Source organism: Pedobacter hiemivivus, assembly GCF_004331685.1.
Lineage (GTDB): Bacteria > Bacteroidota > Bacteroidia > Sphingobacteriales > Sphingobacteriaceae > Pedobacter > Pedobacter hiemivivus.
In genome coordinates this window covers 114,624-141,148 of sequence record NZ_SJSM01000001.1, presented here as the reverse complement: position 1 = coordinate 141,148, position 26,525 = coordinate 114,624, and the positions used below count along the sequence as shown (strand labels likewise).

24 protein-coding genes are annotated in these 26,525 nt (G+C 40.6%); 17 read left to right on the top strand and 7 right to left on the bottom strand.

The genetic code is table 11. The annotated features are described in order from the left end of the window. Positions 1 to 32: 32 nt before the first annotated feature. Genes EZ444_RS00615 through EZ444_RS00590 form a run of 6 tightly spaced genes read left to right on the top strand, consistent with a single transcriptional unit; the run spans position 33 to position 6,738 of the window. Positions 33 to 2,348, top strand: coding sequence for a family 20 glycosylhydrolase (locus EZ444_RS00615; RefSeq protein WP_131606199.1), 2,316 nt, complete (start codon positions 33 to 35; stop codon positions 2,346 to 2,348). Positions 2,349 to 2,358: 10 nt separating this feature from the next. Further along, the gene (locus EZ444_RS00610; protein WP_131606197.1) at positions 2,359 to 3,672 is read left to right on the top strand and encodes a gluconate:H+ symporter; all 1,314 of its coding nucleotides are present in this window, start codon (positions 2,359 to 2,361) and stop codon (positions 3,670 to 3,672) included. Positions 3,673 to 3,683: 11 nt separating this feature from the next. Further along, on the top strand, positions 3,684 to 4,157 hold the full coding sequence (locus EZ444_RS00605; protein WP_131606195.1) for a RidA family protein: 474 nt from the start codon (positions 3,684 to 3,686) through the stop codon (positions 4,155 to 4,157). Then, positions 4,150 to 5,283 (top strand): D-TA family PLP-dependent enzyme, encoded by a 1,134-nt coding sequence (locus EZ444_RS00600; RefSeq protein ID WP_131606193.1) that lies wholly within the window; start codon positions 4,150 to 4,152, stop codon positions 5,281 to 5,283. The genes EZ444_RS00605 and EZ444_RS00600 overlap by 8 nt, the downstream gene beginning before the upstream one ends. Before the next feature lie 3 nt (positions 5,284 to 5,286). Next, positions 5,287 to 6,357, top strand: coding sequence for a dipeptidase (locus EZ444_RS00595; protein ID WP_131606191.1), 1,071 nt, complete (start codon positions 5,287 to 5,289; stop codon positions 6,355 to 6,357). A gap of 12 nt (positions 6,358 to 6,369) precedes the next feature. Further along, the gene (locus EZ444_RS00590) at positions 6,370 to 6,738 is read left to right on the top strand and encodes a YybH family protein (protein WP_131606189.1); all 369 of its coding nucleotides are present in this window, start codon (positions 6,370 to 6,372) and stop codon (positions 6,736 to 6,738) included. Between the two features lie 64 nt (positions 6,739 to 6,802). On the opposite strand, the gene EZ444_RS00585 is transcribed toward EZ444_RS00590, so the two are convergent. The 5 genes from EZ444_RS00585 to EZ444_RS00560 all read right to left on the bottom strand — a co-directional run bounded on the left by EZ444_RS00585 (position 6,803) and on the right by EZ444_RS00560 (position 10,809). Continuing rightward, positions 6,803 to 7,525, bottom strand: coding sequence for a 3-ketoacyl-ACP reductase (locus EZ444_RS00585; RefSeq protein WP_131606187.1), 723 nt, complete (start codon positions 7,523 to 7,525; stop codon positions 6,803 to 6,805). A 143-nt stretch (positions 7,526 to 7,668) separates the two neighbouring features. After that, the gene (locus EZ444_RS00580) at positions 7,669 to 7,860 is read right to left on the bottom strand and encodes a cold-shock protein (RefSeq protein ID WP_084292065.1); all 192 of its coding nucleotides are present in this window, start codon (positions 7,858 to 7,860) and stop codon (positions 7,669 to 7,671) included. 273 nt (positions 7,861 to 8,133) lie between these two features. After that, positions 8,134 to 8,931 carry a heme ABC transporter ATP-binding protein gene (locus EZ444_RS00570; protein WP_131606185.1) on the bottom strand — a complete coding sequence of 266 codons (798 nt, stop codon included), beginning with the start codon at positions 8,929 to 8,931 and terminating at the stop codon, positions 8,134 to 8,136. Position 8,932: 1 nt separating this feature from the next. Continuing rightward, positions 8,933 to 9,976 (bottom strand): FecCD family ABC transporter permease, encoded by a 1,044-nt coding sequence (locus EZ444_RS00565; RefSeq protein WP_225874583.1) that lies wholly within the window; start codon positions 9,974 to 9,976, stop codon positions 8,933 to 8,935. After that, positions 9,973 to 10,809 (bottom strand): heme/hemin ABC transporter substrate-binding protein, encoded by an 837-nt coding sequence (locus tag EZ444_RS00560; RefSeq protein WP_131606181.1) that lies wholly within the window; start codon positions 10,807 to 10,809, stop codon positions 9,973 to 9,975. The genes EZ444_RS00565 and EZ444_RS00560 overlap by 4 nt, the downstream gene beginning before the upstream one ends. A 353-nt stretch (positions 10,810 to 11,162) precedes the next feature. Between EZ444_RS00560 and EZ444_RS00555 the strand changes: the two genes are divergently transcribed. The 7 genes from EZ444_RS00555 (at position 11,163) to EZ444_RS00525 (ending at position 18,703) form a co-directional block, all read left to right on the top strand. Continuing rightward, a complete protein-coding gene (locus EZ444_RS00555; RefSeq protein WP_131606179.1) occupies positions 11,163 to 13,529 on the top strand; it encodes a TonB-dependent receptor in 2,367 nt (788 codons plus the stop codon). 15 nt (positions 13,530 to 13,544) lie between these two features. Continuing rightward, on the top strand, positions 13,545 to 14,207 hold the full coding sequence (locus EZ444_RS00550; protein WP_131606177.1) for an HmuY family protein: 663 nt from the start codon (positions 13,545 to 13,547) through the stop codon (positions 14,205 to 14,207). Positions 14,208 to 14,222: 15 nt separating this feature from the next. Then, on the top strand, positions 14,223 to 14,993 hold the full coding sequence (locus tag EZ444_RS00545; protein ID WP_131606175.1) for an HmuY family protein: 771 nt from the start codon (positions 14,223 to 14,225) through the stop codon (positions 14,991 to 14,993). 15 nt (positions 14,994 to 15,008) lie between these two features. Beyond that, positions 15,009 to 15,974 (top strand): hypothetical protein, encoded by a 966-nt coding sequence (locus EZ444_RS00540; RefSeq protein ID WP_131606173.1) that lies wholly within the window; start codon positions 15,009 to 15,011, stop codon positions 15,972 to 15,974. A gap of 6 nt (positions 15,975 to 15,980) precedes the next feature. After that, positions 15,981 to 16,928, top strand: coding sequence for a hypothetical protein (locus tag EZ444_RS00535; protein ID WP_131606171.1), 948 nt, complete (start codon positions 15,981 to 15,983; stop codon positions 16,926 to 16,928). 219 nt (positions 16,929 to 17,147) lie between these two features. After that, entirely contained in the window at positions 17,148 to 17,708 is a 561-nt protein-coding gene (locus tag EZ444_RS00530; RefSeq protein WP_131606170.1) for a biliverdin-producing heme oxygenase, read from the top strand. Then, positions 17,708 to 18,703, top strand: coding sequence for a helix-turn-helix transcriptional regulator (locus tag EZ444_RS00525; protein ID WP_131606169.1), 996 nt, complete (start codon positions 17,708 to 17,710; stop codon positions 18,701 to 18,703). Before EZ444_RS00530 ends, EZ444_RS00525 begins: the two co-directional genes overlap by 1 nt. A gap of 7 nt (positions 18,704 to 18,710) precedes the next feature. Here EZ444_RS00525 and EZ444_RS00520 read toward each other — a convergent pair whose 3' ends face one another. Further along, a complete protein-coding gene (locus EZ444_RS00520; RefSeq protein WP_131606168.1) occupies positions 18,711 to 19,409 on the bottom strand; it encodes a 3-keto-disaccharide hydrolase in 699 nt (232 codons plus the stop codon). A gap of 112 nt (positions 19,410 to 19,521) precedes the next feature. On the opposite strand from EZ444_RS00520, the gene EZ444_RS27820 reads away from it, so the two are divergent. Further along, positions 19,522 to 19,770, top strand: a complete 249-nt coding sequence (locus EZ444_RS27820) for a DUF4265 domain-containing protein (RefSeq protein WP_131607174.1) — start codon at positions 19,522 to 19,524, stop codon at positions 19,768 to 19,770. A gap of 107 nt (positions 19,771 to 19,877) precedes the next feature. Here EZ444_RS27820 and EZ444_RS27550 read toward each other — a convergent pair whose 3' ends face one another. After that, positions 19,878 to 21,083: a DUF1398 domain-containing protein gene (locus tag EZ444_RS27550; RefSeq protein ID WP_225874582.1), complete on the bottom strand. Its 1,206-nt coding sequence runs from the start codon at positions 21,081 to 21,083 to the stop codon at positions 19,878 to 19,880. A 305-nt stretch (positions 21,084 to 21,388) separates the two neighbouring features. On the opposite strand from EZ444_RS27550, the gene EZ444_RS00505 reads away from it, so the two are divergent. From EZ444_RS00505 to EZ444_RS00495, 3 genes are all read left to right on the top strand, one after another. Then, entirely contained in the window at positions 21,389 to 21,994 is a 606-nt protein-coding gene (locus EZ444_RS00505; RefSeq protein ID WP_165503483.1) for an RNA polymerase sigma factor, read from the top strand. Positions 21,995 to 22,078: 84 nt separating this feature from the next. After that, positions 22,079 to 23,011, top strand: a complete 933-nt coding sequence (locus tag EZ444_RS00500) for a FecR family protein (RefSeq protein ID WP_131606166.1) — start codon at positions 22,079 to 22,081, stop codon at positions 23,009 to 23,011. A gap of 179 nt (positions 23,012 to 23,190) precedes the next feature. After that, positions 23,191 to 26,514 carry a TonB-dependent receptor gene (locus tag EZ444_RS00495; protein ID WP_165503482.1) on the top strand — a complete coding sequence of 1,108 codons (3,324 nt, stop codon included), beginning with the start codon at positions 23,191 to 23,193 and terminating at the stop codon, positions 26,512 to 26,514. Positions 26,515 to 26,525: the final 11 nt, after the last annotated feature.

Genomic DNA, 26,525 nt, shown 5'->3' with positions numbered 1-26,525 from the left:
TTTATACTTTGTGCTGCCAAATAGATCGAATAATGAATAGAACGCTCTGCTACTCAGTTGTTTTCTTGATTTTTATGCACGCTACTGTGTTTTTAAGGGCTCAAGATGTAAATGGTCAATTCCCATTAATTCCTTATCCAGCTTTTATTCAGTCAGATGTAGGCGCATTTCAACTTAGTAAAACTACTTTACTAGACTTTGATGAAGCAATGGAAGCGAAGGATGTTGAAGGCTTTCGACAACAGATTCGTTCATTTTTAGGGTATAGTCTGGGAAAGACAAAAATAAAAGCCCCTGCTGGAAATTATATCCGATTTAAGATTGATCGTCTTCGTAATGAGTATGATAGTGTGTTGAAAAACGCAGAAGGTTATACCTTAATCTGTACTCAAAATAACATAGAGGTTAAGGCTTCAACGATTAAAGGATTGTTCTATGGCTTGCAGTCCCTTATTCAGCTTATTCAAAAATCAAGTACCGGTATTCTTAGTATAAAAGCTTGCAGCATAAAAGATTATCCACGTTTTTCTTATAGAGGGATGCATCTGGATGTAAGTCGCCATTTATTTCCAGTTCATTCACTAAAGAAGTGGATCGATCTGTTGGCTCTATACAAGATTAATACCTTTCACTGGCATTTAACGGATGATCAGGGCTGGAGAATTGAGATTAAAAAATATCCTAAATTACAGTCTGTCTCTGCTTATCGTAAGGAGACTATTGTTGGACATAAACGAGCTGATCCGCATGTTTTTGATGGAAAGTCTTACGGTGGTTATTATACGCAGGAAGAGGTAAAAGAGGTGGTTCGCTATGCGATGGAAAGACATATTACTGTTATCCCAGAAATTGAGATGCCAGGCCATGCACAGGCCGTACTTGCAGCTTACCCTGAACTTGGTTGCACCGGTGGTCCTTACGAAACTGCTACTTTCTGGGGTGTTTTTGAAGATGTTTTTTGTGCGGGTAAAGAGCAAACTTTTACGTTTTTAACTGGGGTAATAGATGAAGTTTTAACAATTTTCCCTTCATCCTACATTCACATCGGGGGGGATGAATGCCCTAAAACAAGATGGAAAGTATGCCCTAAATGTCAAAATCGTATTAAATCCGAACATTTAAAAGATGAACATGAACTGCAAAGTTACTTTATCAGAAGAATGGAAAAATATTTAGAAAGTAAAGAACGAAAAATAATAGGCTGGGATGAGATCTTAGAAGGTGGATTAGCGTCATCAGCAACAGTAATGAGCTGGCAAGGTTTGGAAGGCGGCATTGCTGCAGCAAAAATGAAGCACGATGTGATCATGAGCCCTGAGAAGTATGTTTATCTCGACTATTATCAGTCCTATCAGGATGATGAACAAATTGCAGCAGGAGGTTTTACGCCATTAAGTAAAATATATGGATACGAACCTGTGCCTGAAGTGCTCAATGAAAAGGACGCTGTTTATATCAAAGGTGTTCAGGCGAATTTGTGGTCCGAATATGTAAATACAACAGAAAAAGCGGAGTACATGATGTTTCCGCGGATAATTGCCTTAGCAGAGATAGCCTGGACTCAGAAAGACTTAAAAAACTACGAAGGGTTTTTAACGCGACTAAGGCCGCAAAGTGAAATGTTACAGCGACTTAAGGTTAATTATTTTAAAAATTACGACGAAATAATAGGAGATTCTGAACTAATTAATGGCAAATCAACCTTATTGTTGCAAACAACTCTACCTAAAGGCATCATTAGGTACACCACCAATGGTAAAGTGCCGGGTATAGAAAGTTTAGTTTATAAAAACCCATTAGTTATTGATCGTACACAGCAAATTAAGGCAGCTGTCTTTAATAACGGAGCCGTCGTTACACCTGTATTTAAAAAGGATTTTACTATTAGCAAAAGTACAGGGAAAAAGATCACTTTAACTTATCAACCAAAAGGTAACTATGCGCCTAAGGGAGCAGCTTCGTTAATAAACGGCATCAGTGGTAGCCAATTATACAATGATGGTGAATGGAGTGGTTTTAGTGGAGAAAATCTGGAAGCTGTGATTGATCTGGAGCAGCAGCAACAAATATCTCAGTTAGGTATAAACATCTTAAAGCATCATTGGCAAAGGATGTGGGAACCCGACTTGTTAAAATTTGAAGTCTCTGCAGATGGCACAAACTATACTGAAGTCTATAAACAAAGCAGTTTTACAAAAGAGGGCATCAATGAAATTAGGGTTACAATTAAGCCTGTTGAGATTAGATATGTTAAAGTTACCGCAATAAATAAGGGGATTATTCCTAAAGGAGGATATGGTGCGGGTGGAAAAGCCTGGCTACTGGCTGATGAAATTTTTATTAATTAATTTATTTAGCATGACCATTATTATCGTTCTATTGTGCATTATCTTGCTGATTGTTCTGATTTCGGCCTTTAAAGTCAATACATTCATCTCCTTTCTTATCGTATCGATACTTGCTGGTATCTGGCTAGGCATTCCAATAAACAAGGTTTCGAGCTCTGTTGAGAAGGGAATCGGGGATGTATTGGGCTCATTGGCAGTGATACTTACGGTCGGTGCCATGATGGGTAAACTCGTTGCTCAGAGTGGTGCTGCTCAAAAAATAGCGTCGTCCATGATGCAGTTGTGCGGAGAAAAATATATACAGTGGGGAGTAGTCGCTACCGGCTTTCTGATAGGTATTCCCCTGTTTTACGGAATAGGTTTCGTGCTCATGGTACCTTTAATCTTTTCTATCGTTTATAAGTACAAACTACCCGTCATTTATATCGGCTTACCCATGTTGGCTGCATTGTCCGTTACCCATGGCTTTTTGCCACCTCACCCTTCGCCTTCGGCTTTGGCTATACAATTTAATGCGAATATGGGATTAACTTTATTGTATGGATTAATAGTGGCCATTCCTGCTATCGTGATAGGTGGACCTATTTTCTCCAGGGCATTAAAAGGTATTCCTTCTAAGCCCTTGACCGCTTTTGTCTCTGCTGATCTACCTGAGGCAGAACTACCGGGCGCATTTAATAGTTTCTTTACGGCGCTTTTGCCTGTATTGCTTTTAATCGGCGCAACTGTATTTACACTTTCTCCCGATCAAGATCCTGCGCTTGTCCATTTCTTCGCTTTCGTGGGGAGCCCGACCATTGTGATGTTAATCGCCCTCGTTGTTGCGACGTTCAGCCTGGGCGTTTTTCAAGGAAAGAAGCTAGTCGATATCATGAATATTTATATAGAAGCGATTAAAGATGTAGCCATGATCCTGTTAATTATTGGAGGCTCAGGTGCTTTAAAGCAGGTTTTGGTAGACAGTGGAGTGAATGGACAAATTGCAACGCTTTTAAAGGATATGGATATGCAACCTTTATTTCTTGGTTGGTTAATTGCCGCAATAATTCGTTTTTGTGTAGGCTCTGCTACTGTGGCTGGATTAACTACTGCGGGAATTATCTTACCTTTAATGGTATCTGCTCATGTAGATCCTAACTTAATGGTGTTGGCTGTTGGCGCAGGTAGTTTAATGTTCTCACATGTAAACGATGCTGGTTTCTGGATGTTTAAAGAGTATTTTAATTTAAGTATGAAAGATACTTTTAAATCATGGGCCGCAATGGAGTCTATTGTTGGGGTTGTAGGGCTGGCAGGGGTACTCTTATTAAATCAATTCATTTAAATGATATAGCTATGGAAACTTTTAATGCAGACGAGCAGTTTGATAAATTAGGATTAACCTTACCACCGGCACCAAAGCCTTTGGGGGTTTACAAACCGTTTTTAATTGATGGTAAGTACCTTTATTTATCTGGTCATGGACCTGTTAACGATGATAAAAGTCTAATGATTGGACGCATCGGTGTCGACCTTGATAAAGAAGACGGAAAACTAGCAGCCAGACAGGTTGGCTTAACTATGCTGTCTACCATAAAGACAAATCTAGGTAGTTTAAACCGGGTAAAAAGAGTAATAAAGGTGTTAGGAATGGTAAATTGTTCTCCTGATTTTGAAAAACATCCCTTTGTAATTAATGGCTGTAGTGAGCTTTTTGCCCAGGTGTGGGGTGAAGAAAATGGTATCGGCACCCGGAGCGCAGTTGGTTTTGGTTCGTTACCAGACAATATCCCTATCGAAATAGAAGCCTTATTTGAACTCCATGACTAGCGTTGAAAGACCTTCAGAACGAGATTGGTTTAAGATAGATAACGTAAATGAGCTCGATTCTCCGGCTTTGGTTTTTTATCCCAATCGTATTGCAGACAATATAAAACTGCTATTAAACAGCATTGATGCGGTAAATAGACTGCGTCCCCATGTAAAAACACATAAGTCGGCAGAGCTCACCACATTAATGATAAATGCCGGAATCACTAAGTTTAAATGTGCCACAATTGCCGAAGCCGAGATGTTGGGGCGTTGTGGAGCTGCCGATGTCCTCCTGGCTTATCAGCTAGTTGGCCCAAAAATAAACAGGTATTTGTCACTTGTAAGCGCTTTTCCGTCCACAAAGTTCTCATCCTTGGTTGATAACGCATATTCATTAAATGAGCTTTCTCAGGCAGCCAAGCATGCCGGTTTGGAGATTAACGTATTTCTGGATTTGAATTTAGGTATGAACAGAACCGGGATATTGCCAAATGAAAATGCTCTTGCTATTTATCTGGAAATGAGTGTTAAGGAGGGGATTAAAGCAATCGGGCTACACGGCTATGATGGACATATCCACGATAGTTCATTAGCAGAAAGAAAAGCACGTTGGCAGCTGGCCTGGAATTCCATTAATAATTTAAAAGATCAGATAATAGCTAATGGTTTACCTGCCCCCATAATAGTTGCGGGTGGTTCACCAACCTATCCCTTTTATGCCGAACTAACCGATGTAGAATGTAGTCCAGGCACTTTTGTGCTATGGGACAAAGGTTATCATGATGCCTGTGCCGAGCAAAAATATGCTGTTGCTGCAGTTTTAATTACCAGGGTAATTTCTTTGCCAGATCAGACCAAAGTGAGTCTGGATTTAGGACATAAGTCTGTTGCTGCAGAGAACGTATTGGCTAAAAGAGTATACTTTTTAAATGCACCAGAGGCTAAAATAATTGGACAAAGCGAGGAACATCTGGTATTGGAAATGCCTAAGGGACATGGTCTGAAAATAGGAGATGTTTTGTATGGCATACCCATTCACATTTGCCCAACTGTAGCCTTGTACGACTTTGCTGCAACGGTAGAAGAGCACAAGGTTGATGGTGCCTGGGAGATTATTTCAAGAAAAAGAAAAATTAATATATAGTCTATGTTTGCAATCGATGCCCATTTGGATTTAAGTATGAACGCGTTGGAATGGAACCGCGATTTGACTTTACCGGTTTCTTCCATCAATAAAAGAGAAGAAGGATTAATGGATAAGCCTGATAGGGCTAAATGTGTTGTTTCCTTGCCAGAACTGAGAAAAGGGAAGATTGGATTGGTTGTGGCTACTCAGATTGCACGTTTTGTAGCGCCAGGAAATAATTTGCCAGGCTGGCACTCGCCGGCACAAGCTTGGGCGCAAACTCAGGGACAGCTTGCCTGGTATAAAGCCATGGAGGAAGCAGGAGAGATGGTACAGATTAATCGTCTGGAGATCCTGGAAAACCATCTGGCTTTATGGAAAACAGACATTGATGATACTAAGAAACCAATTGGCTATATCTTAAGTCTTGAAGGTGCAGATTCTCTGATAACCGTCCATCATTTAGAAAAAGCGTATCTCAGTGGATTAAGAGCTGTAGGCCCGGCACATTACGGGCCGGGAAGATATGCTCAAGGTACAGATGCAACTGGGTTTATGGGGCATAAAGGGCAAGAGCTATTAAAAGAAATGGAGCGGTTGAATATCATTTTGGATGCTACACATTTATGCGATGATAGTTTTTGGGAAGCGTTGGCGCACTTTAATGGACATGTATGGGCTTCGCACAACAATTGTCGTGCTTTGGTAAACCATAACCGTCAGTTTAGTGATGAGCAAATTAAGGTATTGATAGATAGAGGTGCGGTTATAGGTGCTGCTTTAGATGCCTGGATGATGGTGCCTGGCTGGGTTCGCGGAAAGTCCGATCCAAAAGCCATGAATTGTAATCTTGAGGTGATGATAGATCATATAGATCACATTTGCCAGCTCGCAGGAAACGCAAATCATGTAGGTATAGGCTCGGATTTGGATGGTGCTTTTGGAAAAGAGCAATGTCCTTACGATCTGGAAACTATTGCAGATCTTCGAAAAATCCCTACATTGTTCAAAAATCGAGGGTACTCAACTGCTGATGTTGAAAATCTGATGCATGGCAACTGGCTTCGTTTTTTAAGAAAAGCGTGGGGATAGAAATATTATTTAATGAATTCAACAGATACATTATTAATTAAGCAAGCGAGGCTTGATTCAAACAGTTGTATAGCGAAAAAAGACGTAGATGGCGTCTCCAAACACTGGATGAAAGATTTTGTGCAGATTGCCGGAGACGGTAGTTACACCATTGGGAAAGCTGAAATTGCTGCCGATTGGAAATATATGTTTTCAAACAGTAGCCCATTGTTTGAGCGGATTCCTGACACCATCACCATAAGTAAGAGCGGGGATACTGCATGGGAAAGTGGTACGTGGAACTATAAAAATGATAAATATCATGGTAATTATGCCGCTACCTGGCGTAAAATAAATGGAACTTGGTTAACGCAGAACGAGCTTTACGTTTCTTTGAATTGATTAGCCAAATGATGTAAATAAGCTAAAAAAACAGAAAAGCCGCATTTGCGACTTTTCTGTTTTTTTATGGGTTTGTAGACCAAAGACTAACATCTTTTACCAATGCGCGGTTTGGAAGTTTTAAATGCGCAACCAGTAGTTCAGCAAAATCTTCTGGTTGAAGTGTTGAGTCTGGATTGCCATCTGTAAGCTTATTGGCTAGCGCCAGATCAGTAGCAATAGTACTTGGAGTGAGCGTAAATACACGTACGTTAGACTTTCTTGCTTCAAACATCAATGATTCTGATAAGCCGATCAGTCCAAACTTGGATGCACTATAAGCACTTGTTAAAGGAGAACCTTTAAGTCCTGCTGTCGAAGAAACGTTAACAATATCACCACTCTTGCGTTCCAGCATTTGGGGCAAGATTTGTTTAATAAAGTAGTAAGGACCAAATAAATTGGTTTTTACAATACTTTCCCAGTCGCTGACTTCCAGCTCCAGAAATTTGCCAAATTTGGCAATACCAGCATTGTTTACCAGGATATCTATGTTGCCGATTTCAGCTGTAATTTTTGCACAGGCAGCAGCTACCTCATCAAGGTTAGCCACATCTGCTGTTGCATACACGACTTTAATCGCAGGATTAATTTGTTTGGCTTGCGCACTTACCTTTTCAAGATCACTTGCCGTTCTTGATACCAAGGCTAAGTTTACACCCTCTTTTGCAAGTGTAAGTGCTATTGCTTTACCTAAACCTTTACCGGCGCCAGTAATCAGCGCTGTTTTGTTATTTAGAGTTTCCATATATGTAAATGTATTAATATGATGAAGCCGCTCGATAGAAACAGCCTCTTTGGCAAAATTACAAAACGGGATGCAATTTAGGGCTCAAAAAAAAACATCCACCTGTTAGGGTGGATGTTTTTAACAATTTATAAATATTTTGATTAGCTAATCTTAACATTAATTGCGTTCAAGCCTTTTTTACCTTGCTCGATGTCATAGCTTACTGAATCATTCTCACGAATGCTATCGATTAAGCCAGATGAATGAACAAAAATTTCAGCGTCACCATTAGCTGGTACGATAAATCCAAAACCTTTTGTCTCATTGAAGAATTTTACTGTTCCTTGTTGCATTGTATTATTATTTAAATATTTAACAAAGGTAATGTAATTTATTGTAAATCAAAATATTATTTATTGATGTGACTGATTGCTAGCATAAAGGCTAGCTTAAACGTTCCACTATTTGATCACCCAATAGCCCAACGCAAGCCATATCAAGCCTTTAATCAGGAAAAAGAGGAATCCCCATACCCCAACTTTTCTCAGCCATTTTAATAATGCTGTTTTTTTTTCGGATGTAGATTTGGTGGTCATAATGCAAAAATAGTTGATTTACAGATAAAATTATTGCGAATTTATATTTAGTGAAACGTTCCTTGGAATAAAAAAGTGTTTCAATGTTCTTGGGTTGGTATACACGTCTGAGTTGATTTCAAACACGTCATAAATATTTTTGGAGCTTAATACTTCGGCGGCCGTACCATCATACCACTTCCTGCCATTTTTTAGCATAATAATGCGGTCGGCATACTGCCCCGCCAGATTAATGTCATGCAAAATACTAACCACCATAAAGCCTCGTTTGCTTAGCATTTTGGCTATAGCTAATGTTTGCTGCTGATATTGTAAATCTAAACTGGCTACAGGTTCGTCCATGAGCAACAATGCATTGGGCACATCCCAGATCTGAGCAAGCACTCTAGCCAACTGCACCCTTTGTTGTTCGCCGCCTGATAATGTTAAGTAAGAACGGTCTGCAAAGTCGATAACACCGGTTAGCTCCATTACCTGCTGTGCTATTTCTATGTCTTTTACTGCGGGACTGTTGCTATAATGCGGATATCTGCCCATCATTACGATCTCCATGACCGTAAAAGCCATATTTACGATGTTCTGCTGGTTAAGCACACCACGTTTTAAGGCAAGTTCTGCAACCGTATACGCAGCGATTTCTTTTCCATGTAGTTGTATGTGGCCACGCGTAGGCATTTTCTCTCCACTTAGCAGGCGGAACAAGCTCGATTTTCCTGCTCCATTGGCACCAAGAATAATGAGCAGTTCACCAGGACGGATGCTAAAAGAAATATCCTTTACCAGCGATCTTTTACCTATTTCAAATGTCAACGAATCCGCGATCAGCATTTTATAAAACGAGTTTCTTTTTATCCTTAATTAAAATATACAAAAACAGAGGGGTACCCAGTAAGGCCGTGATTACGCCAATTGGGAGTTCAATAGGGGCAATGATGGTTCGGCACAACATATCCGCCAGTGTAAGCATTAATGCACCAAGCAGGGCAGATGCCGGTAGCACATGTTTATTGTCTACACCTATAAAGAGCCGGATGGTATGTGGTACAAGTAAGCCTACAAAACTAATGATACCTGAGACTGCTACCGCTGCGCCAACGCCCATGGTGGCCAGTACGACTACATTTCTTTTGATCTGGTTTACTTTTAAGCCAAGTTGTGCCGCTTGTACTTCACCCAGTGAAAACGCATTTAGGGCTTTACCCATGCGCGGCAATAACAACACCGGAATTAAAACAAAAGGCGCTATGGCCAGTACTGTTTCCCATGTAGCTCCGGCCAGACTGCCTAACATCCAAAATGTAATATTCCGCAATTGCTGATCATCTGCTATATAGGTGATCAATCCTGTTAATGCACCAGCCAGCGCATTGATGGCAATGCCTGCGAGTAGCATCGTGGCTACATTTGATTTACCATCCGTACGCGAAATTTGGTAGACCAGCATCGCGGCTATTCCGGCACCACTAAAAGCACCGAATGCCAGTAGATAATAACCCAATAGGTTACTTAGACCAGCAAATAGTGCTACTTCAAGCACAATAATAATAACTGCCATCAGGGATGCCCCGGCAGAAATCCCGATCAATCCCGGTTCTGCCAATGGGTTTCTAAAAATGCCCTGAACAGCAGTTCCCGAAATGCCAAGGGCTGCGCCAACCAGCAGACCCATTGCTACGCGGGGCAGACGTACAATATTTAAAACACCTTCATATTGGGCTGAGACGGGGGTATCGGCAAACAATCCAATTTTTTTTGAAAGTATGATTAATACCTCTTTGATAGGGATTTTAACGGCACCTAAGCCCATCGAAAAGGCTGACGCTATAAATAAGGCAATGATTAATACAAGGTATAACAATACTTTTTTACTCACCACTTGTCATTTAGTTGTGTAATTGCCTGGGCTAGTCTGGTCGAAAACCCCGTTAATAGCTCCCCGTCCATTTCTACTATCCTTTTGTTTTTACCGGCATTGGTTAAGGAAACGCCTGGCATTTTTAAGATGCTTGCAGCTCCACCAAGACTTTTATAGCCGAAATCGAACATAAGTATGATGTCTGGATTAGCATTTACCAAAGATTCAGTAGTATACGGTTTAAACTTAGAGAATCCCTGAGCTGCATTTTTGCCACCGGCCAATTTAATGATTGCATCAATATTGGTGTCTTTACCGGCTACCATCATTACTCCGGTTCCTCGGGCATAAATAAATAATACTTTAGGCGATTTCGGATTTTCCTTTACAAGGGCTAGTGCCTTATTTACTTCAGGTTCAGTTTTCTTAACCAGTTCTTCGCCTTTTGCAGTAGCACCAAGAGCGGCAGCCACTTGTCTGATGAAGGTAGATGCTCCTTTAGCGGAAAACTCCTGTTTAAGGATGACCACCTTAATACCTGCAGATTTTAATTGAGATTCGGTCGCTTTCGATAGCCCTCCTTCGGGGGATAAAACAAGATCAGGACTAAAAGAGATGAGTCCTTCTGTAGATACGGTCCGGTTCTGGCTTACTTTAGGAAGCTTGCTTGTGTAAGCAGGGTAGGTGCTGGTCACATCAATGGCCACGATCTGTGGACCAAAACCTAGCGCATCAACTGTTTCGGTAAGCGCAGCACTAAGCGTGATGATTCGTTTTGGGGCAAAGCTTGCGTTGGTAGATACGCTGTAGCCCAGTAAAATCAGTAGTAAAATGTATAAGGATTTCTTCATATTATAATTGTATTAGGTATTCTATAACGATGCAAAGGAAGCTTTAATTAAAATGATTCCAAATAGCTTAGCTTGGATTGTCGGTATCGGTATTTTATCATTTTCAAAGTTTTACTTTAGCATGTGTTTATTTTTTTTAGTTTCTATCTTGTTGTTTATTAGTGTTTTAATGTGTTGTGTTTTCTGTGGTCTCCTCGCGCTATCCAGTTAGTTATCCAATGAGATAATCCCGATTTCGTTAATTCAATCCCGAAATAGTCAAAAATAATCCCCCTCACGTTGCTTGATTATTGGCAAATGTAAGCATATTTGTAATCTTATTTAGATTGATTAAAAATAACTACTAAGTATAAATGTACAATTCAGTAACCTCAAAATATTCTCTTAGCCTCGTATTTCTACTACTTAGTATTTATGGTTTCGCTACTGGTATTAAAACCGGACTGACTGGGGTAATTACAGATGGAGAAGGTAGGGCAATATCGGGGATTACGGTTGTACTACAACCGGATAATAAGAGAGCGGTTACAGATGGTAATGGAAAATTCACTATCAATAATTTGTTTGCAGGTACTTATAATTTAACTATAAAGGCCATTGGTTTCGAAAAGTATGCTAGTGATATAGCAATAGAAGAAGGTAAAATACAGCATCTCCATATTAAACTAAAGCAAGGTGACAACGCGCTTAACGAAGTAAATGTTAGTGCTGCGCATCATAATCCAGATAATTTTATTGACATGACACGTACCGCTATGCCCAGTAAGGTGATCTCGCGAAAAGAGATAGAAATGATGGGAAGCAGGAGGTTGGATGAGGTTTTAAAAGAGCAAACGGGACTGGCTATTGTGAGTGATATAGGGGCTGGAAGTAGAGCAGTTGGCTTACAAATGCAAGGTTTTGGCAGTGGTTATACCATGATTATGATCGATGGGCAACCGATGGTAGGTCGTAACAGTGGTAATTTTGATTTGTCACGGATTACAGTATCAAGCATAGAACGCATAGAGATCATAAAAGGAGCTTCGTCTTGCTTATTCGGAAGTGAGGCACTGGCAGGTGTTGTTAATATTGTAACCCGGAAAAACATCACACATCCTCAAGGTATGGCTGCATTAACTTATGGCAGTTTTAATATGTTGGATGCCACTTTAGAAGGTGAAACACCTTTTGCAGGCAAAAGAGGATCGGCCTATTTTTCTGGTAATTATTACCGTACCGATGGTTTCAACGCCAATCCTTATCTAAATGAAGGTAAAACGGCACCACCGTTTAATAGTTTCGCTTTCCAAGGCAGGGCCAGGTATTCACTAAGTGATAAAAGTACTTTGAATTTTAATGGGAGATATGTAACCCGGTATTCAGAAAATGAACTTTCTTATGGGGTGAAACCGAGCAAAGATGTATTAGATGAACATGATTTAAATGGCTCCATTGCTTTAAATAACAGCTTCAATAATGGACTTAGACTAAAGAGTCAATACTATTTAACACGTTATCAAACCGCACAGAACATTACAGATTTGAATAGTGGCGTCGTGATACCTGGAAATCGGTTTGAGCAATATCTGCATCGTGCAGAGGTTCAGGCTACCCAACGTTTCTCTGATGTGCTTGAACTTACCGGTGGAGCAGGGACGGCTTATGAAGTGTTAGACAATACGGCTTATAGAGGCCATAAAAATATGGCAAATTACTTCGGTTACGCTCAGGCCAGCTGGCAGGCAGCTGATCAGCTGTCTGTTACTGCTGGTGCAAGATATGATTACCATGATAAATATGGCGCTAAATTAAATCCAAGCCTGGGATTGCAATATAATTTGAATGAAAAACTTACACTAAAAGCAGCAGTTGGGACGGGTTTTAAAACCCCAAATTTCCAACAATTATATCTTGTGTTTACAAACCTGCAAACAGGTTATACAGTGCTGGGATCGGCGGAGTTTGAACGAGAATTGAAGCTGCTGCAGGATGCAGGACAGATCATGAGTGTATTGCCGATCGCTAAAAATATAGGCAATTTAAGACCTGAACGTTCTGTTTCTTATAGCGGGGGCTTTAACTATAATCCTTTTACAAGTTTAAAGCTGGATGTTAATGTATTTTATAATGATATGAAAGACTTTATCAACTCAGAATTGGTTGCAGTTAAAACCAACAATCAGCAGATCTTTTCGTACATAAACATTGCCCGGGCATACACTACGGGCACAGAAATAGGTTTAAGCTGGTCGGCAACGAAGTCTTTAAACCTCTCTGCCGGTTACCAGTTGCTTTATGCGGTAGACAAAGGTGTGGTCGACTCCATAAACAACGGTACCGGTTTGTATGGATCTATTTACGATACTGATATCAATGACGTTAGACGTGCTACACGTAAAGATTATGTGGGGTTAAATAACAGGTCGCGTCACATGGCTAATCTAAAAATTAGCTATGCACATGAAAAGACGGGTATCACAGGCACATTTAGAGTGAATTATAGGAGCAAATACGGTTTTATGGAAGATAATAAGGCCAACAATTTTTTAGATCCCTATGATACCTATGTTCGGAGTTTCTTTCTCTTGAACGCTGCAGTACAGAAAACATTTTATAAAAAGCATTTACAGTTACAGCTTACAGCAGATAACCTGATGAACTATCGGGATCAGTTGATGCCTGTACAACAGGGGCGAGCTATAGTCGCAGGTATTAGCTGGCGATTTTTTAAAGATTAAGCATAAAAAAAAGATATGAAAAAGAGTAAACTAATACAAGGAATGGTCATGCTGGTAGTTGCCATCAGTTTTGGTGCCTGTACTAAGGATGAAATTAAACCACAATTGGAAGATGGGAAAAGTACCATTGTCAAAGATTTGCCTGGGGATGTAGGAAATACAGTAGGTGGTGCAAAACCATTTGAGATTTTTTATTTCAGCTTAAAGACAAGTAATAAGGTTGATAAAAGTAAGCTGCTTACCGCCGACTGGGACATCGCATTTGCCAAAGAATACAATTCTTATGTGTCTGTAAATAATGGCACGAATGATCAGAGTTATGGTTTTGGTGGCCCTGGAAAAGCTGCGATGGTGGTTGTCAATCAAGCTTATGATGCTGTAAAAACAGCACCCTCAGATGATGAATTTGAAAAAAATGGAGTGAGTGCGGTAGGATGGGACCCCGGAAATGGCAATGGCTGGTACTTCTATGAACTCAACACCCATATCGCTGTACCTGTAAAAAACAGAACCTATGTTTTAAAGACTGCCGATGGTCAATATGCAAAATTACAACTGATCAGCATGTATAAAGGTGCGCCCGCTACAGTGAGTGACCTGAACTGGCCAGCTCCCTATTTCACATTTAGGTATTATGTGCAGCAGGATGGTAGCAGAAATTTAAGTACGAAAGATTAATTATTAAATAACATAATGAAAACAAAACAACTTCTAACGAAAATCGCAGCTGTCGTGTTTACGGTGATGCTGCTCGGCGCCTGTTCTAAATCTAATGAACCAAAACCAGACGAAGAGTTACCCCCAGAGTCGGCCAGCGTGCCTTTTTATAAACTTCATCGAGTAGAAAATTTTGCTGTTGAAACTGATGATAAAAACCCTACAGAAACAAAGGCTGCGGCTTATTTTAGTTTGGAAACTAAAGCCGAAGCACCTGCAAAATACGCTAAAACAGCAAGATGGGATATGGGCTTTAACGGGCTTTACAATAGTTTTATCGCTGGGAATTCCGGTACAGATGGTTCTAATCTAGGATATGGTGGTCCAGGAATTGGTGGTATTCTAATCCTTGAGAAAGCCTTTGATGAAGTAGTGGATGTTCCTTCAGACGCACAGTTTAAAACAAAAGGAACGATAATAGGGACTGATGAAAAGGGTGATTTCGGTGTTGGTACAGGCTGGTATCTTTATGATTTTGGTGGAGGTTTGATGAGTAATTCAAGTTTTGATAAGCAGCATGTTGCTTATGCGCTTCCTGCTCCCATGACTATGACAAATGGAACAACGCTTTCGGCAAGAACAATTGTTGTACGGACAGGCAAAGGGAATTATGCGAAAGTAAAAATGATCAGCTGTTATAAGGATGCTTTTACACCTGATAAATGGTTCAGAACTACACCGCATATGTTTTTCACATTTGAATATGTGCTGGTACCAAAAGGGAGCACAAAATTTGAAATTAAATAATATATACGACAAGTAATGAAATCGAGATTAAAATCCTTTAGCTGTGCAATATTTGCTTTAGCTGTTTTATTTGGCTGTAAAAAGACTATGGACCTGCCACATCAGTCCGATAGTAAAATTATAGCGTACAAAGTGCCGGTGTCAGACGGCAGCATCAGCGGTATAATAGACGAAACAGATAAAACGATAACAATATACCTTCCATTTTATTATAATCTGGATGTAATTGATCCAGAGATTAAGTTGGCTAGTGGAGCAAAACTTTCAGGTGAAGTGCTACCTGTAGATGTATTGGATGACAAGACAACCTATACCGTGACGGGTGCTGATAAAAGTACCGTAACCTATAAGTTAGTGATAAAGATGCAGCAGATTTCACCATTAAAGGTGAATGAGGTATCTACTGAAAGTAAACCTGTTGTATGGGGCATAGGTTATTACATGATTAATTTTTCCGGCAACTTTAATACACTTGATCCGACCAAAATAAGAATATTTCTTGTTGGAGCTGACAATACGGAGACTGAAATGTCATATGTTACTGGTTATGGGCCAGCAGCCGTAACTGTGTTGATGGGTGCGACCGAAAAGGTATATTCTATTGGCTATGTAGGCGTACCACAGACCCTTAATCCTGGACTCTATAAAGTAAGGGTAAAAATACAATCATTGACCACAGATTTAAAATATCCGGTTAAGTTGGAATATACCTTGCCTCAAGTGGATTATGTTTCTATAATTGCGAAACAGGGTGATACTTTCACCATAAAGTCAAGCGGCCCTGTATTTAAAGACCTAAAATTGATAACCATTAAGGTCGCCGGACAGGATGTCTCACTTCCTGTTCTTGACTATACCAGAACATTGGCTACGGTAAAGATTCCTGAGACTGTACCAGTGGGAACCTATTACCCTTCCATATTATTTGAGGGATTCCCAATTATAAATGCATTCTGGCCAATAACTGTAAACGCAAAATAGAAAACAATGAAATCAATATATTTATACATTTCCATCTTTTTTTTATTCAACTTAAGTGCTTGTAAAAAAGAATATCCTGCCCTTCCGTATACTGATATACTTGCATTTTCTGTTAAAGATGCTAATGGAGCACAATTAAAGGCTGTAATTGAAAACAATGAAATCATTTTATACTGGCCAGTAGGTCAGGCTGTCCCTCAGGAAATTACGCCTTCGATTACAGTTGCTGATAAAGCAAGTATTTTACCACTGGCAGGCACAAAAGTATCCTTTAATGAGTCGGTAACTTATACTGTGACTGCCGAAAATGGAGCAGTTACGACTTACAAATTGAAGCCAATTGTGAATAGTCTTATACCAATGATCAGCGCATTTTATGGGCCTGATATCTATAAAAATAAAAGATTTTTAAGATCAAATAAGACGGCCCAGTTAAGTGGTGATTTGTTTGATGTTGAAGAAGGTAAAACTAAGGTGTTCTTTGTTAACACCAGTGGACAAGATATTCCTGTTAAAATCAATAAGATCACGCCTATTGCTGTGATTTTGGATCCCGATTTTGCAATTGGTAATTATCAAAGCGTTAAGGTAATTTCTGGTAATAAAACAGTTCTTTTTAAGGATACTTTTGAAGTAATTGCAGATCCTAAGCCGGTAGTCCTAACTGAAATCTCTGTTGCTTCAACAGTTAAAAGAAATGGGCAGTTCACGATCACAGGTGGCGCAAATTTGGATAAGGTCAATGCTGTAGTATTATATAATTCGATCACAAAAACCTTTATTCCGATAACTCTGAAGTCCACAACAGCAAACAGTTTGACCTTGGAAATCCCTGCGGATTTTCCTTTAGGGGATTGTAACAGGATCAGGTATTTTTACCCTGACGCAGACTATTATGCTGCTGGATATGGTCAGCTGGATTTTTTGAGTTTCCCCATTAAGGTTGTTGAGTAATATTTTAATAGTCAAAAGAGCTACAAGAAATAACAATTCAATATTTAATAGACTAATTTATTATGAATCATTTAAGACCAAAAACTGCTAAAATATGCAGCTTATTACTCCTTACCACGCCTATGCCATTTTTTACGTTCGAATATGTAATTGTGCCAAAAGGTAGTACCAAATTTGTAATTAAATAATTTAATTTAACACCATAAAATATACAAACACATGTTAAGTAACAACATTAAAGAAGCCACTAAAGAAGCTCACCTTACGCTTGAGAAAAAGGTAGTACAAAAAATGAAAGCTATTCGTAGCGATGCAGACTACGCTGATTTTTTAAAACATTTTTATGTTTATTTTAATCAGGTTGAACAAGCTATTGCGCCTTATATAACAACAGATTTATTACCTGATCATGCAGAACGTCGCAATTCGGCTTACCTAAAACAAGATATTGAAGCGCTGGGATCAAATGTAGATGAACTTCCACAAGCAACTGCTCCGGATATCAATAATACGATACAGGCGCTTGGCGCACTTTACGTAATGGAAGGTTCGATTATGGGTGGACCAATCATTGTAAAAATGCTTGAGAAGTTTGGCATCACTAAAGGAGTTTCTTTCTTCTCTGGTTATGGTGAAGCTACAGGTCAGATGTGGGGTAAGTTTACAGCTGTATTAAACGCGCAAGCCAATAACGAAGCTGAAGAAGCACTTGCTATTAAAACTGCAAATGATACTTTTTCCAATTTTGGAGAAGTGTTTGGCGAGGTTAGCGTTGCCTAATGAAAATCAAATCTAAGATAGAAGGCTCGGACGATTGGTTGTTTATCGAAGAAATTTCTGAACATTACACGCCAAATACGCCGCTTTCAGAAAAAAATGTAAACATTAAAAGTCTGCCTGCGCAGAAGCTGGTTAATTACCAGCTTAGCGCTGGTGGATTGTTTCTTGTTCATGCCACCATGCAGTTTAATACTGGTGTCAAGGTGCTTTCAGAAGTGGAAGGTGAAACCATCACTTCGCAATTCATATTTTATGGGACAAACCCGAATGCGGAGAAAAAGGAAAGTAAAAGTAGTCGTAGGGAAGGTAGTCGTCACAACATCCGCTACATTCCTTCTATAAAAGGAAAATATCAGATGTTGCCTGATATAGAGTATAAGTATTTTTTATTGGTGTTGTCTAAAGCCTATTATTTTCATCTGATAGACCAACATTCCTTATTACATACTGATTTTGTAAAAGAAATTTTGAAGGGGAAATATACCTCATTTGCAGCTAAGGACCTTCCGGTGACAACGGAAATGAAGAGAGTCATTAATGATATTTGCGAATGTAAAAGAACAGGTGAGCTAAAAAGATTGCACACCGAATCAAAGATTCTGGAATTGTTGATGTTACAACTTGAACAAATGCAATCGGGGGTTGAGGTTGAAAAATATCTGATCAAACAAGATGATCTGAAAAAGATAGAACATGCCAGGGAGATCCTTGATGCGGAGTATAGCTACCCGCCAACAATTATAGAGCTTTCCAAACAAATAACCTTGAATGAGTTTAAACTGAAGCGGGGCTTTAAAGCATACTACGGAACTACCATTTATGGTTATGTAACCCGGTTAAGGATGGAAGAAGCTCGTCGACTCATCCTTGAGGAGAAAAGAAGTGTAGGGCAGGTGGCTACAGCTGTTGGTTTTAACCATCAAAGTCATCTTACAGATGCTTTTAAGCGTTATTTTGGAATCCTGCCAAGTGAAATTAAAGCCAATGAAGATTAAGCAAAGACTAGTCTTTGCTTAATCTTTTAATCGGTTTAAGTATTACTTTTCTAAATTCTACTTCCGAACCCTCTGCTTGTAATGCGATTTGTCCACTTTGGGCGGTGCAATTGCTGCCATGATTTGCTAGTTTATCATTTACCCAAACTTTCACCTGGTCGTCCAGACATTCAACTACCATTTTATTCCAGTCGCCAAGCGGTTTTTCCAAACTGTCCACTAGCTTTTTTATTCGGCGCTGTTTCTTGCCATTTATTCCCCAATTCTCTTTTGGTCCCCGCCTGGCTTCCATGTCAGGTACTGTAATGTCTTCTTCAATACACCAAAAATCACCTGCATTTTTATGCTGCATTTGTACTTCAATCGATTTTGGGAACATCTCATAAAGTGCCCTTGGTGTAGATGCATGTACCAATACCCCACAGTTTCCTGGTTTTGCCGAAAAACGATACTGAACTTCTAATCTGTAATTTTTATAGTTTGCATCGGTAATTAGGTGGCCACGCGGATCACCCAAGCTAACTAATAAGCTATTTCGTACAATAAATGAAGGTTTTATATCAGGGTTTTTGTCTTTATCCGGGACATCGCTATGCCATCCTGTTAAATCTTTTCCATTGAATAAGTCCTTAGTTTGTGCAAAGGATATAGAGCTGGTTAAACATAGTAGCCCTATTAGTAATGTGCTGGTTATATTTGGTTTCATAAGCTAAATATAACATAACCCAATATAACCTTGGAATAGAATTGAAATTTTATTTATCCGGATTTTTATACAAATTTAAAAAACTGGTGAAAGTTTCCTTTTAGTTAACCTTATAGAGCCTTCTGGAAATTCTACAGTACAAGTTGTCATATTAGATTCTACAACTATTACTAATGATATTAGGGAGTTGTTTGATTCTTTAGGGTGTTCTAGTGAGAAAGCCCATGAAGGATACTTTGTGATTGATGTTCCTTTCAACTTGGACTACACTTCTGTTCAGAATAAGCTAATTGAATTAGAAAAATCAGGAGTTTTGAATTACGCAGAACCTTGTTTATCTGAAAAGCATAGTATTGTTTAATATTTAAAAGATTTTATTTCTTAACATCGCCATATCAGCACCAACTTTAATATCCAGTATTTTTAGTGTAATGTTGTACTAGAGAGTACAGCATATTAAAATCAATTTTATTCGGGTCCTGGGATCGATTCTGTCAGGATGAGCTGATCTTTCTGATCATAATAAGTGCAGGTCATCAATGATAAATTCACTATCCATCTATCGATTCCTGTTTCTGCACAATGTTTGCAAAAGCTGAGGTAATCCGTTTGCCCTGCCTGATGCATTTTCAAATACTTCGCAAACTTTTTCTTATGACTTACAGCAGCGACGACTAAAGGTTCATACTTTGCCTTGGAGCTTAGTTGAGGGCCATTATTTCTAAAATACTGGGTATGGCTATCAGMTACATAGGTCACAAATTCTTCTACGCCTAACTTTTTGATCGCTTGAATGTACTGGGGGAAATCTGCTCCACTTTTTACTTTTTCATGTTCCTGCTCAATCGCTTTAAGTGCTATTTTAGGGCTATTAAAAAATTTAGAATCCCTCACCAATTCGATATCATCCCATTTTTCTGTCTGTTCCTGATCGACTGTCCCATCCGCTATTACAGCTCTGAATACAGCAACAGGATTGAAGCTTTTACTATTGATGATCAGGTTACCAGAAAATGTCTTTTGTATAAACTGAAATGAAAACATAGAAATACATAAACAGCCTGGTTCTATTTCAAAACTAAGTTCCTGAGCTGGCATAACGCTATCTTTTGAACCATTTGGAATTTCAATCGACTGAATCGGACACATCGTTCTATTTCCATAAGTAAGGTCAAACATCCCCACAGCAATGTTTAGCAAGCAGGAAGTCGCTTTTGCTGGAAATTTCATATCCTTTGAAACAAGCATTTCCGGTAACTTGATGGTCAGGATATTTCCATTGATGCGCTGCTCAGGTTGCACAAAGAAATTATCCATTACCGGTGAATCCGCATTAAATTCAAAACCATTGAGCCGATCAAAACTGTTGGCTGTAAAATGATAAGTTTCAGATTGAGCGTCGAATGCTTGTTTCAAGGCCTTTTGTACATCCGTTCTAAAGCGATAAACCATTGTTCCATCATAAAAATCTGTAATGATCTCCGTTGTAACGCTCCGGAATTGTTCTGCCAGGGTACTGGCGATCCCAAATTGAGTTGCTGCTTTGTGTGTGTTTTCAGTTTGCTTCTCCTTTGTCAACCTGGATTTGCCTGTAACCAATTGCATATTGCGATACTTCTTAAAAACAGCAGGTCCTATTACACCTGTCAGGAATTTTCCGTCAAATTTTGCCATGATCTATATGTTTTTTATAAATAAACAACTGATCTAAGATAAGGTTTGGATAGCATACTACAAAATTTCAAGTTAAAAAAAATCAAACAGTAATCAAACTCTATGTTTTTTATGGAAAAAGTTGGAGTATAGTTGGAGTATAGTTGGAGTATACTTGGAGTATTATACTACTAAGACCGATCTCTGTCTTATCCGTATATAGCTTTTTTAGGAATCGACATCAAGCAATATGAGATTGATTCTTGATTGCTTTTAGGGTGGTTGATTGATTTCTTAACCTGTTGTTAACGTTGTTCTTGCTAGCTTTGCCCACACTCAGGGAACTTACATTGAAACAGCAGGCAAAAAAGCAATACATTACCGATATGTACAATAAGTTCTGGAAAGAACTTTACATCGTTGCCTTTCGTCGTTTGCGGGATGAAGCGCAAGTAGAAGATATGCTCCAGGACCTGTTTCTTTCTCTGCTCGAGGGAGATTATAACCTGGAAAATGAAAATGCTGTGCGCGCTTTGCTTCATACCCGTCTGAAAAGCCGGATCATTGATTTTTTCAGAAAAGAGCTTTTGAAGATCAACTTCGAAAACCATGAAGCTGCAAAGTCTCAGGCTGATCCGCATTCCAGCGACGACCATTTGATGGGCCGGGAACTGGAATCTGTTGTGATGCGGGAGATCAACAGGCTGCCTGAAAAAATGAAAGAGATTTTCCTGCTCAGCAGGGAGGAAATGCTTTCCAATGAGGAAATAGCCAGCCGTTTGAACATCTCTGGTAAGACAGTAAGGAACCAGTTGAGCACCGCCTTAAACCGCATCAGGTTTGCTGTGCGGCAATACGGTTCTGCCGAACTCAGACCTGCCTCGGTCACGGTTATCATTACCATAGCAGCCTTGATGTTAACAGATCGTTAACAAAACATACTGATCATATTAAGTTTCATTTTGGTCTGGGACAACCTGTGCCTCCGTTCGGTTATATAGCCAAAGGACATTATAATGGATGAGCAGGAAAAGAAAAGATTAATAGATCACTGGTATGCTGCTTTTGACCATTCGGACGAAGAATTGAAAGTTTTTGCCAATGCTGAACACGAAGAAAAAGTACGTCTCAGACTGCTCAGCAGGATTGTTTCCGGAATTCCGAAAACTGGCCCAGGGCGCGATATCTTTTTTCTTCAGCAGGCAAACTGGATGAAAATAGCTGCCGTACTGGCCTTTTTTTTAATCAGTATCCCTTTATACCTATATCTGGCTAACCGCGGTGTGCACCGCATCGAAGATAACGCCACATGGATGGTCAGCAGGGCGGGAACGGGGAAAATGCTGAAAGTGATGTTAGCTGACGGCTCAGAAATATTGCTCAATTCCGGTGCTGAACTTAAGTATCCCCGTCATTTTACCGGAAAAAAACGGGAGATTTCTCTGGATGGGGAGGCCTTCTTTAAGGTAGCCCATAATCCTGAAAAACCCTTCGTGGTAACCACTGGAAAGCTGAAAACGATCGTACTGGGTACATCCTTCAACATCCGGGCCTATTCTGGGCTGGATAGGATAGTGGTAAGTGTCGCTACAGGTAAAGTTGGTATTTCCGCTTCGGGCAAAACACTCGCTTTACTGCATCCCGATCAGCAGATCACTTTCCAGGTAGCCAGTGGAGCATTTGATGTTACCGAATCGAGTGCCGAGCGGGCTCGGTCATGGCAGGATGGCAGGGTCAGTCTGGACGGTGCATCGTTTTCTGAACTGGCGCTGGTGGTCAAGAATACCTGGGGCCTTACACTTGAGACCAAGAGTGAAAGACTGGCCGCGGCAAGTTATAAAACTACATTCCAAACAAACAATAAAATCACACAGGTTATGAAAGCAATCAGTAAAATGACGGATGCGAAATACCGTATCAGGGACCATATCATCACACTCTATGAATAGATAAAGACAAAAAAAGAAACAGCGGCTAACTCCCCGTCGAAAGTTTGTTAGTCCCGCTGTGTAATTAAAGGCATAACCATTTAAAAACAATCAAAAATAGGAAACCTATGTGAACTGGCAATATAATGCCGGGATTAATTCTCAAGCCGGCTTCCTACCTTTTGAGCAATAACAAAAACATGAAAAAAAAACTCACGGCGATTATGAGGATCTCGACCGTTGTATTAGGATTATTAATCGGTTTCAGCAGTTTGATCGTGGCCAGGGAAACCAAGGCCCAGAACTTAAATGAAATCAAGGTTACTATCAATATCAAAAATGAAAATATGGCAGCTGTGCTGTCCAGAATTGAAAAAAGCACAGGTATTGCTTTTTCTTATGACAAAAATCTACTCAGTAAATTAAAAGTACCCGCACAGGTTTATCGCGGAGAATCCCTTCCGCTGGTACTTGGTAAGCTGCTAAGGCAGACAGGGTATGATTATGAGGTGATCAATAACAATGTGGTGATTGGCAGGTCAAGGCCTGCTCCCAGGCCTGCCGAACCTGGACGGATCTCGGGAAAAGTCGTCGATAGCAAGGGCGGGCCACTTCCAGGTGCTTCCATACGGATTCTGGAGCTCAACCAAACGGTTGCCAATGCGCTGGATGGCGGTTATAGGATTTCTCTTCCTCCGGGAAGCTATACCCTGGAGGCCAGCTATATTGGCTTTCAGTCCAAAAAGGTCACAGATGTAAAGGTATTGTCCGGCCAGAATACGCCTTTGGATATCGTACTCAAAGAAGATTCGAAGAGCCTGAATACTGTGGTTGTCACCAGTTCTTATAAGAAGGCCTCGGTTGAGGGCTTATATGCCAAACAGAAGAATGCCGCTACGGTGAGCGATGGGATCTCTGCAGAGCAGATTAGCGCCACTCCGGATAAAAACATTGGTGAAACTTTAAAAAGGATTACCGGAGTAAGCACGACCGATAACAAGAACGTGGTGGTACGCGGCGCGGCCGAAAGGTACAATGTGGCACAGTTGGATGGTGTCATGTTGCCCAGTACGGATGTACAGAGCCGGAATTTCGACTTTAGCCTGATCCCGAGTAATCTGGTGGAAAGTGTGGTGGTGAGTAAGTCTGCTACACCGGACATGAATGCCGGTTTTGGCGGTGGGCTGATCCAGGTAAACACCATTTCCATTCCGACAGAAAATTTCCTTTCTTTCAGTGCAGGGGCTTCTGTGAATTCCAGGACAACAGGTCAGGATTTTTATGGGTATCAGCGTGGGAAATACGATTACCTTGGCTTTGATGATGGGAGTAGGGACCATTTCCCAAAAGGACTGAAAGATGTTTCCACCTTTAATCCAAAGGCAACCAATCCGGCCGATATCAAAGCTGTTGAAGTAGCCGAACAGAACCGCAGGATAGGGGGGACTGAGCGATTGGGCAGCCGGATTTTTCAAAGCAGGCCTTCCCAAAACTACCAGTTCAGCCTTGGAAGAAGTTATGATTTGTCTAAGCAGGTTGCACGGAAAATCGGTTTTGTAGGCTCATTGAGTTACCGCAATACGCAGAATATCGAAAACATTGATAACATCAGGCGTGGAACCTGGCAGATCATTTCCACCCCCGATGATCCTGAAAACGTCAATACCGGATACCTGTATAATTTCAATACCACCCTGGGGGCATTGCTGAACGGGGGGTATCGCGACGGCAAGCACCAGATCATTTTCCATAATTTTTATTCGAGGGCTTTCAGTGAGCAGCTGGAGCGGGTCAGTGGATGGAGTTATGCTAATCCCAAAGATGATGGGAACAGTAAATACCCCATCATCAAAGAAGATGACCGGCCGGTGTTTACCGATCTTTTACAGAACAAGGTTAGCGGGGAGCACCTGTTGGGCAGGGTAAAACTGGATTGGAGTGCGGCAAGGGTAGCGACCAATGCCCGTGAGATCGATGCCATTACCGCAACGCTGCGAGCTGAGGAAATGGCAAATAAGGTGATTTATAAATATACGCCCGGTCAGGGAACCGTTAGTGGCGGGGGTGGTATGTTGGAACGTGATAAGTTTGCCTACAAGGAACGGAACCTGACTGTGGCCATGAACGCCGCAGTTGATTTTAAGATCGCGGGTCAAAAGCAGATCTTCAAAACGGGGGTTTTCTATCTGGACAGGCATGCGAGCTATGAGTGGACGATGTTGCCCATCGTAAGTTTTGTAACCGTAAATAACCCTTATGGTTACCTTCCCGTACAGGATTATGGCAACTATATGGGGATGGAACATCCGCTGACTGATATCCTGTACATGCCTTCTGCATTCCAACTTAATAGGTATGAGGGTAAGGATGTGAACAAGGCGGTATATGCAATGCTTGATAACAGGTTGACCAAAAATTTAAGATTGGTGTGGGGCGGCCGATTCGAATACTTCAGGTATGACAGTCTGCAGAACAGTAGCAATATGCAGAACAGGCCAGCGATCACCCTCGCCGACAGCGTGAGGTGGAAGTTTATGCCTTCTGCCCACCTGACCTATACGCCTGTTAACAACCTGAATGTCCGTTTCTCTTATGCCAAAACCGCCGTAAGGCCGTCGCTGATGGATAATTCCAGGTTCTCCAGGTACAATACCAATTTTGGCAGGATGCAGGTCAACCTTGGTCTGGAATCTTCGATCATCGATAATTATGATCTCAAGCTGGAATGGTTTCCGGGTGCGGGGGATATCATTTCGGTTGGCGCATTTTATAAGTATTTTGATAAGCCTGCAGAGTTCTATGCCGTTAATTCGGTTTCAGGAACTGACAATCTTTATGTATACACCAATAACTCGGACTGGGGAAAGATTCGGGGGATAGAGTTCGAAGTTCGCAAGTCCCTGGGTTTCATTGCTCCCTCGGTATCCCTGCTGAAAGAAATTACCATAAGTGGCAACCTCACCTTGCTAAAATCGGAGGTGCAGTCCAGGATATTGCGTACTAAGGCGGATGATAAAGGGAAAGACTATTCTTACTATGAGTATATGAAGTACAAGCGCCCGTTGTATGGACAGGTACCTACCGTGGTCAATGCAGGGCTGAATTATACAGGCAAGCATCTGGGGCTCAATCTTGTATTTAACTACATGGGTTATAAAACCTATATCACAGGAGTTGACCCTAACCTGGTAGAATATGAACGGCCAAGAAGCCAGATAGATGCCCAGGCAAGCTATCGTTTTTACCGCAACAAGATGCAGTTTAAGCTGAATATCAGTAATTTGATGGATAACCCTTACCGTTTTTACGTCAATGATGCTTCTACCTTTGAGATCAAAAATGCGAATCCCCCGATCAATTCGGAGTGGGATGATGTTTTTAAATACAAATTCGGCTTCAGCGATAAATTCGAAGAGGGCTATGTTGATCACAGCAAAGGGGCAGGGCAGCAGATCGGTGACCGCCAAACGCTCACCCGTTACATCGGCCGGAGCGTAAGTCTTTCACTTTCTTATAATTTTTAAATCTGGTTACA

Bases quoted from the DNA above. Each gene is read 5' to 3' on its own strand.
- EZ444_RS00615 (WP_131606199.1), top strand. From the start codon at position 33: ATGAATAGAACGCTCTGCTACTCAGTTGTTTTCTTGATTTTTATGCAC.
- EZ444_RS00610 (WP_131606197.1), top strand. From the start codon at position 2,359: ATGACCATTATTATCGTTCTATTGTGCATTATCTTGCTGATTGTTCTG.
- EZ444_RS00605 (WP_131606195.1), top strand. From the start codon at position 3,684: ATGGAAACTTTTAATGCAGACGAGCAGTTTGATAAATTAGGATTAACC.
- EZ444_RS00600 (WP_131606193.1), top strand. From the start codon at position 4,150: ATGACTAGCGTTGAAAGACCTTCAGAACGAGATTGGTTTAAGATAGAT.
- EZ444_RS00595 (WP_131606191.1), top strand. From the start codon at position 5,287: ATGTTTGCAATCGATGCCCATTTGGATTTAAGTATGAACGCGTTGGAA.
- EZ444_RS00590 (WP_131606189.1), top strand. From the start codon at position 6,370: ATGAATTCAACAGATACATTATTAATTAAGCAAGCGAGGCTTGATTCA.
- EZ444_RS00585 (WP_131606187.1), bottom strand. From the start codon at position 7,525: ATGGAAACTCTAAATAACAAAACAGCGCTGATTACTGGCGCCGGTAAA.
- EZ444_RS00580 (WP_084292065.1), bottom strand. From the start codon at position 7,860: ATGCAACAAGGAACAGTAAAATTCTTCAATGAGACAAAAGGTTTTGGA.
- EZ444_RS00570 (WP_131606185.1), bottom strand. From the start codon at position 8,931: ATGCTGATCGCGGATTCGTTGACATTTGAAATAGGTAAAAGATCGCTG.
- EZ444_RS00560 (WP_131606181.1), bottom strand. From the start codon at position 10,809: ATGAAGAAATCCTTATACATTTTACTACTGATTTTACTGGGCTACAGC.
- EZ444_RS00555 (WP_131606179.1), top strand. From the start codon at position 11,163: ATGTACAATTCAGTAACCTCAAAATATTCTCTTAGCCTCGTATTTCTA.
- EZ444_RS00550 (WP_131606177.1), top strand. From the start codon at position 13,545: ATGAAAAAGAGTAAACTAATACAAGGAATGGTCATGCTGGTAGTTGCC.
- EZ444_RS00545 (WP_131606175.1), top strand. From the start codon at position 14,223: ATGAAAACAAAACAACTTCTAACGAAAATCGCAGCTGTCGTGTTTACG.
- EZ444_RS00540 (WP_131606173.1), top strand. From the start codon at position 15,009: ATGAAATCGAGATTAAAATCCTTTAGCTGTGCAATATTTGCTTTAGCT.
- EZ444_RS00535 (WP_131606171.1), top strand. From the start codon at position 15,981: ATGAAATCAATATATTTATACATTTCCATCTTTTTTTTATTCAACTTA.
- EZ444_RS00530 (WP_131606170.1), top strand. From the start codon at position 17,148: ATGTTAAGTAACAACATTAAAGAAGCCACTAAAGAAGCTCACCTTACG.
- EZ444_RS00525 (WP_131606169.1), top strand. From the start codon at position 17,708: ATGAAAATCAAATCTAAGATAGAAGGCTCGGACGATTGGTTGTTTATC.
- EZ444_RS00520 (WP_131606168.1), bottom strand. From the start codon at position 19,409: ATGAAACCAAATATAACCAGCACATTACTAATAGGGCTACTATGTTTA.
- EZ444_RS00500 (WP_131606166.1), top strand. From the start codon at position 22,079: ATGGATGAGCAGGAAAAGAAAAGATTAATAGATCACTGGTATGCTGCT.
- EZ444_RS00495 (WP_165503482.1), top strand. From the start codon at position 23,191: ATGAAAAAAAAACTCACGGCGATTATGAGGATCTCGACCGTTGTATTA.